Below are 12447 nucleotides of genomic sequence, written 5' to 3' on the forward strand. Positions count from 1 at the left end.
CAGCCGTCCGCCCGGTGCACCCGACCGCCTGACCCGCACCCAGCGGCTGACCCGCACCCAGCGCCTGACCCGCTCCCAGCGCCTGACCCGCACCCAGCGCCTGACCCGCACCCAGCGCCTGACCCGCACCCAGCGCCTGACCCGCTCCCAGCGCCTGACCCGCACCCTGCGCCCTGAGCCTGTCGAAGGGCCGAGAACCGGCCGTCCGGCTGGTGCCCGGCTGCCACAATGGCCGGGCCATGACTACTGACGCCGCCAGCCAGCCGCCCGCCGCCCCGCTCGACCGTCCCGCCGCCGTGCTGTGGGACTTCGACGGCACCCTCGTCGACTCCGAGCCGCTGTGGATGCGGGCCCAGCACGCGCTGATCCCGCAGTGGGGCGGCACCTGGAGCGACGCCCAGGCCCACACCCTGGTCGGCAACGCGCTGGAGGAGTCGGGCCGGATCATCGCCGAGGCGGTCGCCGCCACGCCGGGCGGACGCACCGACCTCACCCCGTCCTTCGTGGTCGAGTCGCTGGTGGAGCGGGTGGTGGTCGACCTGCGCTCGCTGCCGATCGACTGGCGCCCGGGCGCGGAGGAGCTGCTGGACGGGCTGCGCGTCGCCGGCATCCCGTGCGCGCTGGTCTCGGCCTCCTACCGGGTGATCCTCGAGGCCGTGCTGGAGCGGCTGCCCGAGGGCACCTTCGACGTCGTGGTCGCCGGGGACGAGGTGACCCGCGGCAAGCCCGACCCCGAGCCCTACCTGACCGCCTGCCGGCGTCTCGGCGTGGCCCCGGAGGACACCGTCGTGCTCGAGGACTCGATCCCCGGGTGCGCCTCCGGCACCGCGTCGGGGGCGGTCGTGGTCGGGATCACCAACATGGTCGAGCTCACTCCCGCGCCCCGGCGGGTGGTGATCGACACCCTGGCCGGGGTCGGCGTCGAGGAGCTCTCGGCGCACTTCCGCTCCGCCCGCCGGGGCCCGGTGCCCGACGGCGCGTTCCGGGGTGGGGTGTGACCTCCCGCCGCGCCCGCGCCCGCGTCCTGGGCTGGCTGGCCGTCTCGGTGCTGCTGCTGGCCGGCTGCACCGAGCCGGCACCACCCCCGCCGGCGCCACCGCCCGGCTCCCCGACGCCCACGCCGCGGCCCTACCTCACCGTCGGCACCACCGACCGGTTCACCCAGCCCGACCCGGCCGGGGTGACCACCCAGGCGTCCTCGGGTCTGGCCTACACGGTCTTCCAGCGGCTGATGACGGTGCCGGCTGTCGGGCCCGACGAGGTGCCGGTGCTCAAGCCCGAGGCGGCCCGGGAGTGCGTCGTCAGCTCGCCCACGACCTACGAGTGCACCCTGAACGAGGGGATGACCTTCCACAACGGCCACGAGCTCACCTCCAGCGACGTGAAGTTCAGCATCGAGCGGGCGCTGCGGCTCGACGTCGACGGCACCGCCGTCCCGCTGCTGTCGACCCTGCGCCGGATCGAGACCCCGGACGAGCTGACGGTGCGCTTCGTGCTCAACCGGCCCGACAACCAGTTCGGCTTCGCGCTGGCCACCCCGGCGGCCTCGATCGTCGACGAGGAGGTGTACGACCCCGACGAGCTGCGCCCGATCGAGCAGACCGTCGTCGGCTCGGGCCCGTACCGGGTGTCGGAGCTCGGCACCGACGAGGTGCGCTTCGACCGTTTCGCCCGCTACGTCGGCCCCGCCGGCGGGCGCGAGCAGACCCTGCTCGTGCGCAGCTTCGCCGACTCGGGCAACCTCGAGCAGGCGATGACCGACCGGCAGGTGGACGCCGTCTGGCGCGGCCTCGGCTCGGCCGCCCGGACCCGGCTCACCACCCAGGTGGAGAGCTCGACCGATGGGCGCAGCGACAGCGGCTTCGCCCCGACCGAGATCCCCGGCGCCCGGGTGCACCGGCTGTGGTGGTCACCGACCTCCCCGGCCCGCGAGAACGCCGCGGTGCGGGTCGCCGTCCGCGACTCCCTGCAGGGGGAGCGGATCCTCGACAGCATCGTGCCGCCCACCGTCTGGGGTTACGCCCCGGCGTTCGAGGTGGGCGGGGAACCGACCACCGAGCCACGTCCGCGCCGCACCCGGCTGGTGCTCAGCTACGACTCGACGGTGCCGGACGGGGAGGACCTGGCCAACGTGGTCCGCTCCCGGCTGGAGGACGGCGGCGACCTGTCGGTGCAGATCACCCCCGACCTGGCCGAGGCCGACCTCTTCCTGCTCGACGAGAAGGCCTGGACCTCCACCCCGAGCGCCTGGCTGCAGCGCTACCTCGAGCACCCCGCCCCCGGCAGCACCACCCGGGTCGGTGAGCTGATGGACCGCTACCGGGCCAGCACCGTCCCCGAGGAGTCGGAGGGGCTGCTCTCCGAGCTGCAGCAGCAGGCCGCGGCGGACGCCGTGCTGGTGCCGATCGCCCAGGCGCCCGAGCAGATCTGGCTGGCCCAGGGGGTCACCTGGGTACCGGCCTCCTTCGGCCCGGGACACCAGCTCACGCTGTCGGGGCTGGGCCGGGGCTGACCGTCTGCCAGACTGGTCGGCTGGGCCGCGCCCAGCCGCCCGAGCAGCACCAGAACCGCCCGGGCGGACGCCGCGCGCCGTCGACGGGCACGAGAGGACCGTGTGACCACCGACCCGCAGCCCGACCCCGGGCAGGACCCCGTCCTGCCGCCCGCCGCCGCGCAGCCGGCCGACCCGCCGACCGCCGTCCCTGCGGACGCGTTGTCCGGCGTGCGCACCGGACCGCTGCAGGCGGGGGAGCGGATCACCCTCACCGACCCCAAGGGCCGGCGGCACTCGGTGGTGCTCGAGGTCGGCAGGACGTTCCACACCACCAAGGGCGGGATCAGCCACGACGAGCTGATCGGCGGTCCGGAGGGGGTCGTGGTGCGCTCGGTCGGCGGCATGCAGTTCCTGGCGCTGCGCCCGCTGCTCAACGAGTTCAGCGTGACCATGCCGCGGGGGGCGGCCGTCGTCTACCCCAAGGACGCCGCGCAGATCCTCGTCGCCGCCGACATCTTCCCCGGCGCCCGCGTGCTCGAGGCCGGGGTCGGCTCGGGCGCGCTGTCGCTGTACCTGCTGCGGGCGATCGGGCCCGCCGGCACGCTCTACTCCTACGAGCGGCGCGAGGACTTCGCCGCGGTGGCGCGGCGCAACGTCACCTCCTTCCTCGGTGCGGAGCACCCGGCCTGGCAGGTGCGGGTCGGCGACCTGGTGCAGACGATCGGTGCGGAGCCGGTCGACCGGGTGGTGCTCGACATGCTCGCGCCCTGGGACTGCGTGGAGGCGGTGGCGCGGGTGCTGGTGCCGGGCGGGGTGGTGTGCTGCTACGTCGCCACCACCACCCAGCTCGGACGGGTGGTCGACACCTTCCGGGCCCACGGCTCGTTCACCGAGCCCGAGGCGACCGAGACCACGGTGCGGGGCTGGCACGCCGAGGGTCTGGCGATCCGCCCGGCCCACTCCAGCACCGGGCACACCGGCTTCCTCGTCACCACGCGGAGGCTGGCCCCCGGCGTCCAGGCCCCGCAGCGCAAGCGCCGTCCCGCCCCCGGCGCCTACGGCCCCGACTACACCGGACCCCGGCCGCGCAACCTGCCGCCGCACCCGGCCGACGCCGAACCCGGGGCCTAGACCCCGCCCGCCGCGGGCCGGCAGCCGGGTGCTGTCGGTGCCGCGGAGTACCGTGGCCGGCATGGTCGAGGAGCAACCGCCCCGCGGTACCGAGGACGTTCGTGCCGAGGATGTTCGTGCCGAGCCGGACGCCGGGCAGCGTGCGGCCCACGAGCTGGCGGCCCAGGTGTACCGCCTGAACGATGAGCTGACCTCGCTGCGCCAGCAGGTCTCCCGCCACCCCCGTGACCTCGAGCTGGCCGAACGGCGGGTCGCCCAGGCCCGCCGGGACGCCGCCGCGCAGTCGGAGCAGAACGAGAAGCTGACCAACGCGCTGCGTGACGCCCGCCAGCGCCTGGTCGAGATGAAGACCGAGCTGGACGCGCTGGCCGAGCCGCCGGCGTCCTTCGCGCTGGTGCTCGACCGGGTGGATGGCGAGGAGCACACCCTGCTCGACGTCTCCCAGGGCGGGCGGCGGATGCGGGTGGCCACCAGCCCCGACCTCGACGTCGAGCAGCTGGAGCCGGGCCGGACGGTGCTGCTGAACGAGGGCCTGGTCGCGGTGGGGGTGCTGCCGGAGGGCACCGAGCCCGGCGAGGTGGTCCGGCTCAAGGACGTCCTGCCCGACGGCCTGCGGGCGGTGGTGGTGGCCCGCGGGGACGAGGAGGACGTGGTGCTGCTGTCGGAGCGGCTGCGCGCCGCGCCGCCCTCCCCGGGTGACTCGCTGCTGGTCGACCGCCGGGCCGGGCTGGCCTGGGAGGTGGTGCCCAAGCTCGACGTGGAGGAGCTGGTGCTGGAGGAGGTGCCCGACATCGACTACAGCAGCATCGGCGGGCTCGGCCGCCAGATCGAGCAGATCCGCGACGCCGTCGAGCTGCCGTTCCTGCACCGCGAGCTGTTCGCCGACTACGACCTCGAACCGCCCAAGGGCATCCTGCTCTACGGCCCGCCGGGCTGCGGCAAGACGATGATCGCCAAGGCGGTGGCGCACTCGCTGGCGGTCAAGGTGCAGGAGTCGGCCGAGCAGCGTGGTGAGGCGCCGAGCCGGAAGCACTCGTTCTTCCTCAACGTCAAGGGCCCGGAGCTGCTCAACAAGTACGTCGGTGAGACCGAGCGCCACATCCGGCTGATCTTCGCCCGCGCCCGGGAGAAGGCCTCGGACGGGATGCCGGTGGTGATCTTCTTCGACGAGATGGAGTCGCTGTTCCGCACCCGCGGCACCGGCGTCTCCTCCGACGTGGAGAACACCATCGTGCCGCAGCTGCTGAGCGAGATCGACGGCGTCGAGCAGCTGGCCAACGTCATCGTCATCGGGGCCTCCAACCGCGAGGACATGATCGACCCGGCGATCCTGCGCCCGGGCCGGCTGGACGTGAAGATCAAGGTGGAGCGGCCCGACGCCGAGGCGGCCCGGGAGATCTTCGCCAAGTACCTGACCGCCGCGCTGCCGCTGCACCCGGCCGACCTCGAGGAGTTCGGCGGCGACGCCGCCCGCTGCCGCGAGGCGATGATCGAGCGGACGGTGGAGCACATCTACACCGACTCCGAGGAGAACCAGTTCCTCGAGGTCACCTACGCCGGCGGTGACAAGGAGGTCCTCTACTTCAAGGACTTCACCTCCGGGGCGATGGTGCAGAACATCGTCGGCCGCGCCAAGAAGATGGCGATCAAGGAGCAGCTGGCCACCGGCGTGGGCGGCATCAGGATCGGGCACCTGCTGCAGGCCTGCACCGACGAGTTCGCCGAGAACGAGGACCTGCCCAACACGACCAACCCCGACGACTGGGCCCGGATCTCGGGCAAGAAGGGGGAGCGGATCGTCTACATCCGCACCCTGATCAACCGCAAGGAGCCCGGCCAGACCCGCTCCATCGACACGGTGACCAACACCGGCCAGTACCTCTGAGGACGCCCGCGGCCGACCGGCTGCCGGCTCAGCCGAGCTGCTCGTCGAGGTAGCACCAGCGCCACTGCTCGCCCGGCTCGAAGGAGCGCATCACCGGGTGGCCGGTCTGCTGGAAGTGGCTGGTGGCGTGCCGACCGGTGGAGGAGTCGCAGCAGCCGACCTGGCCGCAGGTGAGGCACAGCCGCAGGTGCACCCAGTCCAGTCCCTCCGCCTCGCAGCGGGCGCACCCCCGGGTACGGGGCTCGGGATCGGGTCCGGTGCCGGCGAGGTGGTCGCAGGCCGGCCCGGTCGACGGGTCGGTGACGTCCCCGCGCTCCGAAGCCCCCAGCGCAGCGGCCTCGGTAGCCCGCTCGAAGCGGGTGGCCACCACCTGCAGGTTCGCCTCCTCCAGGTCGAGGGCGTCGAGCACCTCCTGCAGCACCGCCGACTCCACCAGCCCGGCGTCGCGGATCCGCACCACCTCGGCGCGCTCGGCCGCGATCATCCGCCCGCGCAGCGTCCGCCAGCCCTCACCGGGGGTGCCGCGCTCGTCCACCCCGGCGCGGATGGCCTCCCACAGCATGTTGGCCCGCTCCTCCGAGCGCTCCCGCAGCCGGTCGAAGGTCTCGCCCAGCTCGGGCCGCTCGGCCACCAGCTCCTCCACGGCCCGGACGCCCGCGCGCGCCGCCCGGGTGACCACCTCCGCCGCCTGCAGCGAGTCCGCCCGGGCGTTGGGACCCTGCACCCGCATCCGGCGCGCGAACCACGGCAGGGTGGCGCCCTGCCCGATCAGCGTGCCGGCCACCACCACCAGGGCGGCGAACAGCAGCACCTCGCGGTGCGGGGTCTGCTCGGGCAGGGTGAGCGCGGCGGCCAGGGTGACCACGCCGCGCATCCCGGCCCACGACACCACGGCCAGCTCGCCGCGTCCCATCCGCTCACCGCGCACCCCGGGCACGTTGACGAAGCGCTGGACCAGCACCACCCACAGCGGTCGGGTCAGCACCGCCACGACCAGCACGGCCACGCAGACCAGCACCAGCTGGCCCAGCGGCAGCGAGGACCGTCGCAGGTCGACCAGGGTGGGCGCCAGCTGCAGCCCCACCAGCAGGAAGACCGCGTTCTCGGCGAAGAACTGCACGGTGGCCCAGTTGATCCGGGTGCTCAGCCGGGCCAGCGCGGTCTGCTGCACCGGGGCGCGGTGGGCCAGCAGCAGCCCGCAGGCGACCACCGCCAGCACGCCCGAGCCGTGCAGCTGTTCGGCGGGGACGAAGACCACCCACGGTGTGGCGAGCGAGAGCGCGGTGCTGGCGCGGGGGTCGCCCAGCCGGCGGTGCAGCCAGCCCAGCACCACCGCGGCGAGCACCCCGACCCCGCCGCCGACCACGATGGACAGCACGAAGTCGATCCCCACCTCGGCCGGGGTGACCGCGCCGAGGATGGCGGCCGAGGTGGTGCCGAGGAGCACGATCGCGGTCGCGTCGTTGACCAGCGACTCCCCCTCCAGCACGGTGACCACCCGGCGGGGCAGGCCGATCCGGCGGCCCACCGCGGTGGCGGCGACGGTGTCCGGGGGACCGACCACGGCGCCGAGGGCCAGCGCGGCCGCCAGCGGGACGGGCAGCAGCCACCAGGTGGTCAGCCCGACGGTGACCATGGTGACCACGACCAGCCCGACCGAGAGGGCGACGATGGCGCGGCGCTCGCGCTTGAAGTCGATGAGCGAGACCTGGATCGCGGCGGCGAACAGCAGCGGCGGCAGCAGGCCCACCAGCACGATCTCGGGGTCGAGGGGTTCGTCGGGGGTGAAGGGCAGGAAGGAGGCCACCAGCCCCAGCACCGTCAGCACGAGCGGTGAGGGCCAGCCCAGGCGTCGGGACACCGACGCGACGACGATCACCGTCAGGGCGAGCAGGATCAGCGAGAGCTCGGCGTCGTGCATCGGGGTCCGCCCTTCAGGTCTGTCGGGCTCGTCGCCCGCGCAGGGCACCCGCGACCAGGCGCCAGCCGACCAGCAGCACCCCGAGGGTGAGCACGGTGACCAGCGCGAACGAGAACGGCGGCACCGCGCGCTCGAGCAGACCGCGCAGCAGCAGCCCGCCGAGGGCGGTCACCGCCCACACCAGCAGCGCCGGCCGCAGCGAGGTGGCCGGGAGGCGCGGCGGGACCCGCCAGGGTCGGGTGAGCGCCCAGGCAGCCACCAGCGCGAGCAGGAAGGGGGCCGCAGTCTGCAGCACCCCGAGCGGGGCCAGCCCCTCGGCGTGGTTGGCCCGTCCGACCAGCACGAACAGCAGCACGGCGACGACGTCGGTCAGCATCACCAGCAGGGGTCGCACCGGGTCACCGTAGCCCCCGCCGCCGACTGCGTAGCCTGTGCCGCATGCCGGAACCCGAGCAGGTGACCCCGACCGTGCTCGGTCTGGAGACCGAGTACGGCATCCTGCTGGCCGACCAGGCCGGCGCCTCCCCGGTGCAGGACGGCCTGGACGCCCTGCACCCGATGCACCTGTCGAACGCGGTGATCCGCACCTACGGCGAGCTGGTCCGCCAGCACAGCACCGGCTGGGACTACCAGACCGAGTCGCCGCTCAACGACCAGCGCGGGTTCGAGGTGCCGCGGGGCAAGGCGCTGGCCGACCAGCTGACCGACGTCGAGAACGGTCTGGCGAACCTCGTGCTGACCAACGGCGCCCGCCTCTACGTCGACCACGCCCACCCCGAGTACGCCACCCCGGAGGTCACCGGGGCGCGCGACGCCGTGCTGTGGGACCGCGCCGGGGACCTGGTGATGCTGCAGGGCGCCCGCGCCGCGTCGAGGCTGCTCGGCCGCCAGGTGCGGCTGTACAAGAACAACACCGACGGCAAGGGCGCCTCCTACGGCACCCACGAGAACTACCTGCTCAGCCGCAGCACCCCGTTCCACCGGGTGGTCGTCCAGCTCACCCCGTTCCTCGTCTCGCGCGGGGTACTGGTCGGCGCGGGCCGGGTCGGACGCGGCCAGAGCAGTGAGCAACCCGGCTTCCAGATCACCCAGCGCGCGGACTTCTTCGAGGCCGAGGTGGGGCTGGAGACGACGGTGAACCGCCCGATCGTCAACACCCGCGACGAACCGCACGCCGACGCCGCCCGGCACCGCCGCCTGCACGTCATCACCGGTGACGCCAACCAGTCCGAGTACGCCACCTGGCTGAAGGTGGGCACCGCCTCGCTGGTGCTGCGGCTGGTGGAGTCCGGGGGCTGGCGTGACGTGCCCGCGCTGGTCGACCCGGTCCGCGCCATGCACGTGCTCAGCCACGACCCGTCCCTGCGGGCCACGGTGGCCCTGGAGGACGGCCGGGAGCTGACCGCGCTCGACCTGCAGCACGTGGTGCTCTCGGCGGTCCGCGAGCACCTGGCCCGCCACGGCGCGGGGGCCGAGGACGAGGAGGTGGTGGCGGCCTGGCAGCAGGTGCTGGACGACCTCGCCGTCGACCCCGCCCGCTGCGCCGACCGGCTGGACTGGGTGGCCAAGCAGCAGCTGGTCGAGCGCTACCGCGAGCGCGACGGCCTCGGCTGGGACGCCCCCAAGCTCGCCCTGCTCGACCTGCAGTACGCCGACATCGACCCCGAGCGCAGCCTCTACCACGCGTTGCGGCGGGCCGGACGGGTCCGCACGCTGCTCGACGACGCGGAGGTGGAGCGCGCCCGCACCGAGCCGCCCACCGACACCCGGGCCTACTTCCGGGGACGCTGCATGAGCCGCTTCGCCGACCAGGTGGTGGCCGCCTCCTGGGACTCGGTGATCTTCCAGCTCGACCGGCACCGCTCCTGGGTCCGGCTGCCGATGGCCGACCCGCTGCGCGGCACCCGCGCCTCGGTCGGCGAGCTGCTCGACCGGGCCGGCGACGCCGGCGAGCTGCTCGACCTGCTCGGCTCCTGAGCGGTCCCGGCTCCCGGCGGCGCGGGGCCCGCGGGCAGAGCACCGGGCTGTCGGTCGGCAGCACTAGGCTGACCGCGACACGTCAGAGGAGGTCACGATGTCGGAGCAGACCCACGGTCGCCGCCGCGACGAGGGCGAGGACGTCCCGCCGCCGGACGCACCCGCAGAGAAGTCCCAGACCGCGTCGGACGACTTCGACGAGCTGCTGGACGAGATCGACTCGGTGCTGGAGTCCAACGCCGAGGAGTTCGTCCGCTCGTTCGTCCAGAAGGGTGGCCAGTGACCGCGCAGACGCACGGGTCGAACGCGTTCGGGGCCGGGCTGCCGCCCGCCTTCCTGCGCGCCGGCTCCTCCTCCTTCGCCGAGTTCCTCACCCAGGTCGCCCCCGACCTGCTGCCGAGCAGCCGCGCCACCCTGAGCGACGCCACCGAGCTCAGCCCGCACGGCACCACCATCGTCGCCTGCACCTTCCCCGGCGGGGTGATGATGGCCGGTGACCGGCGGGCCACGATGGGCAACCTCATCGCCCAGCGCGACATCCAGAAGGTCTTCGCCTCCGACGAGTTCTCCCTGGTGGGGATCGCCGGGGCGGCCGGCATCGCGGTCGAGATGGTGCGGCTGTTCCAGACCGAGCTGGAGCACTACGAGAAGCTCGAGGGCGCACCGCTCAGCCTGGACGGCAAGGCGAACCGGCTGGCCGCGATGATCCGGCAGAACCTGGGCCTGGCCATGCAGGGCCTGGCGGTGCTGCCGCTGTTCGCCGGCTGGGACACCGCCGCGGAGCAGGGCCGGATCTTCTCCTACGACGCCACCGGCGGACGCTACGAGGAGACCGCCTTCCACGCCGTCGGCTCGGGCTCGGTGTTCGCCCGCGGCTCGCTGAAGAAGGTGTACTCCCAGCAGCTGGACGCCCGCGCCTGCGCGATGGCGGTGATCCAGGCCCTCTACGACGCCGCCGACGACGACTCGGCCACCGGCGGGCCCGACCTGGCCCGGCGGATCTTCCCGGTCGTCATGCAGGCGACCCCCGACGGGGTGAGCCGGCTCAGCGACGCCGAGACCAGCGAGATCGCCGGTGAGGTGGTCGCCGCCCGGATGGAACGTCCGGACGGCCCGGCAGCAGGGGTGATCTGATGAGAAGCAGCGCCGGACCCGTTCCCCGGAGGTGGACATGAGCTCTCCGTTCTACGTCGCGCCCGAGCAGCAGATGAAGGACCGGGCCGACTTCGCCCGCAAGGGCATCGCCCGGGGCCGCTCGGTGGCGGTGCTGCGCTACGCCGAGGGCATCCTCTTCGTCGCTGAGAACCGCTCGCAGGCCCTGCACAAGGTGAGTGAGATCCACGACCGGATCGGCTTCGCCGCGGTCGGGCGCTACAACGAGTTCGAGAACCTGCGGATCGCCGGCATCCGGCACGCCGACATGCGCGGCTACGCCTACGACCGCTCCGACGTCACCGGGCGCGGGCTGGCCAACGCCTACGCCCAGCTGCTCGGCACCATCTTCTCCAGCGGCGGGGAGAAGCCGTACGAGGTGGAGCTGGTGGTGGCCGAGCTCGGTCCCGCCCCCGGCACCGACCAGATCTACCGGCTCACCTACGACGGCTCGGTCGCCGACGAGGAGCACCTGGCCGTGATGGGCGGGTCGGCCGAGGTGATCACCGAGGTCCTCGACGCCGGCTACCGTGACGACCTCCCGCTGGCCGAGGCGGTCCGGCTGGCGGTGCGCTCGCTCGGTTCGGACGCCGGGCCGGACAAGCCGGTCCGCGAGCTCGGGCCGGACTCGCTGGAGGTGGCCGTGCTCGACCGCTCGCGCAGCCAGTCCCGCAAGTTCCGCCGGATCACCGGGGCGGCGCTGCAGCAGCTGCTCGACGACGCCCCGACCGCGGGGTGAGCCGGGCGCTGGCGCGCAGCGCGGCCGTCCCCGAGCCGGTGCTCGTGATCGGCGCGGGCATGGTCGGCGCCTCGGTGGGGTGCGCGCTGACCGAGGCCGGGTTCACCGTCCACCTCGAGGACGCCGCACCCGCCCACGCCCGGGTGGCGGCCTCGCTGGGGGCCGGCAGCGCGGAGCCGGTCGACCCGGCCACGGTCGGACTCGTGGTGGTGGCCGTCCCGCCCCGACCGCTGGCGGGGGTGGTGGCCGCGGCCCTGCGGCGCTTCCCGACGGCCCGGGTGACCGACGTCGGCTCGGTGAAGTCGCGACCGCTGCAGGAGCTGCAGGCCGCCGGCGTCGACCTCGCCCGCTACGTCGGCTCGCACCCGATGGCGGGCTCGCACCGCGCCGGACCGGTGGCCGCCGACCCGTTCCTCTTCCTCGACCGCACCTGGGTGCTGTGCGAGCACCCCGACGCGGCCCCCGAGACGGTGCGCGCGGTGGAGGCGCTGGTGCGGGCCTGCCGGGCCCGGCTGGTGCGGATGGATCCCCACGAGCACGACGCCGCGGTGGCGCGGGTCTCCCACCTCCCGCACCTGGTGGCCGGGCTGGTGGCCGGCAGCCTGACCGAGGTGCCGCTGGAGCAGCTGGCGCTGGCCGGGCAGGGGGTGCGCGACGTCACCCGCATCGCCGGCGGCGACCCGCGGTTGTGGGAGCAGATCATCACCATGAACGCCGACGTGCTGGCCGGTGAGCTGGCCGCGCTGCAGCACCGCTTCGACCGGTTGCGCACCGCCCTGGACGAGGCCGGTGACGGTGAGGCCGGGTCGCTGGCGGCGTGGCTGGAGGAGGGCCGCGCCGGCACGCGCCGGATCCCGGGCAAGCACGGCGGTGCGCACGTGGAGTGGGCCCGGCTGGTGGTCGAGATCCCCGACGCACCGAACGCGCTGGGCCGGTTGTTCACCGACATCGGCGACGCCGGGCTCAACGTCGAGGACATCACCATCGAGCACGACCCGACCCGACGGGTGGGCTACCTGTCCCTCGACGTCGAGGCCGAGGTGCGTCCCACCGTGGTCGCGCTGCTCACGGAGGCGGGCTGGACGGTCGAGACCGCGGACTGAGCCGCGGCGGCGGTCGGCGCCCGCGACCGGGCCGGTGTGTGGGTG

At 74.0% G+C, this 12447-nt stretch carries 10 protein-coding genes and 1 pseudogene; 9 read left to right on the plus strand and 2 right to left on the minus strand.

What is annotated here, in order from left to right; genetic code table 11:
- Window positions 1-239 precede the first annotated feature (239 nt).
- The 4 genes and pseudogenes from DT076_RS01595 to arc all read left to right on the plus strand — a co-directional run bounded on the left by DT076_RS01595 (window position 240) and on the right by arc (window position 5510).
- Window positions 240-998, plus strand: coding sequence for an HAD family hydrolase (locus DT076_RS01595; protein ID WP_114124882.1), 759 nt, complete (start codon window positions 240-242; stop codon window positions 996-998).
- On the plus strand, window positions 995-2512 hold the full coding sequence (locus DT076_RS01600; protein ID WP_114124883.1) for an ABC transporter substrate-binding protein: 1518 nt from the start codon (window positions 995-997) through the stop codon (window positions 2510-2512). The genes DT076_RS01595 and DT076_RS01600 overlap by 4 nt, the downstream gene beginning before the upstream one ends.
- A gap of 168 nt (window positions 2513-2680) precedes the next feature.
- Window positions 2681-3625: pseudogene (locus DT076_RS01605) on the plus strand (tRNA (adenine-N1)-methyltransferase); the annotation flags it as partial.
- Window positions 3626-3686: 61 nt separating this feature from the next.
- Window positions 3687-5510, plus strand: coding sequence for a proteasome ATPase (arc, locus tag DT076_RS01610; protein ID WP_114125208.1), 1824 nt, complete (start codon window positions 3687-3689; stop codon window positions 5508-5510).
- A 28-nt stretch (window positions 5511-5538) separates the two neighbouring features.
- On the opposite strand, the gene DT076_RS01615 is transcribed toward arc, so the two are convergent.
- Both DT076_RS01615 and DT076_RS01620 read right to left on the minus strand, forming a co-directional pair.
- Window positions 5539-7431 (minus strand): Na+/H+ antiporter, encoded by a 1893-nt coding sequence (locus tag DT076_RS01615; protein ID WP_114124884.1) that lies wholly within the window; start codon window positions 7429-7431, stop codon window positions 5539-5541.
- Between the two features lie 13 nt (window positions 7432-7444).
- Complete coding sequence (locus DT076_RS01620; protein ID WP_199538877.1) at window positions 7445-7825, minus strand: DUF3054 domain-containing protein; 381 nt, start codon at window positions 7823-7825, stop codon at window positions 7445-7447.
- 44 nt (window positions 7826-7869) lie between these two features.
- Here DT076_RS01620 and dop point away from each other — a divergent pair, with 44 nt between their 5' ends.
- From dop to DT076_RS01645, 5 genes are all read left to right on the plus strand, one after another.
- The gene (gene dop / locus DT076_RS01625; protein WP_114124885.1) at window positions 7870-9408 is read left to right on the plus strand and encodes a depupylase/deamidase Dop; all 1539 of its coding nucleotides are present in this window, start codon (window positions 7870-7872) and stop codon (window positions 9406-9408) included.
- 97 nt (window positions 9409-9505) lie between these two features.
- Window positions 9506-9691 carry a ubiquitin-like protein Pup gene (locus DT076_RS20190; RefSeq protein ID WP_114124886.1) on the plus strand — a complete coding sequence of 62 codons (186 nt, stop codon included), beginning with the start codon at window positions 9506-9508 and terminating at the stop codon, window positions 9689-9691.
- A complete protein-coding gene (gene prcB, locus DT076_RS01635; RefSeq protein WP_114124887.1) occupies window positions 9688-10542 on the plus strand; it encodes a proteasome subunit beta in 855 nt (284 codons plus the stop codon). The genes DT076_RS20190 and prcB overlap by 4 nt, the downstream gene beginning before the upstream one ends.
- Before the next feature lie 37 nt (window positions 10543-10579).
- Complete coding sequence (gene prcA, locus DT076_RS01640) at window positions 10580-11299, plus strand: proteasome subunit alpha (RefSeq protein ID WP_114124888.1); 720 nt, start codon at window positions 10580-10582, stop codon at window positions 11297-11299.
- The gene (locus DT076_RS01645; protein ID WP_199538878.1) at window positions 11296-12402 is read left to right on the plus strand and encodes a prephenate dehydrogenase; all 1107 of its coding nucleotides are present in this window, start codon (window positions 11296-11298) and stop codon (window positions 12400-12402) included. The genes prcA and DT076_RS01645 overlap by 4 nt, the downstream gene beginning before the upstream one ends.
- Window positions 12403-12447 lie beyond the last annotated feature (45 nt).

This window comes from Desertihabitans brevis (assembly GCF_003327535.1).
GTDB lineage: Bacteria > Actinomycetota > Actinomycetes > Propionibacteriales > Propionibacteriaceae > Desertihabitans > Desertihabitans brevis.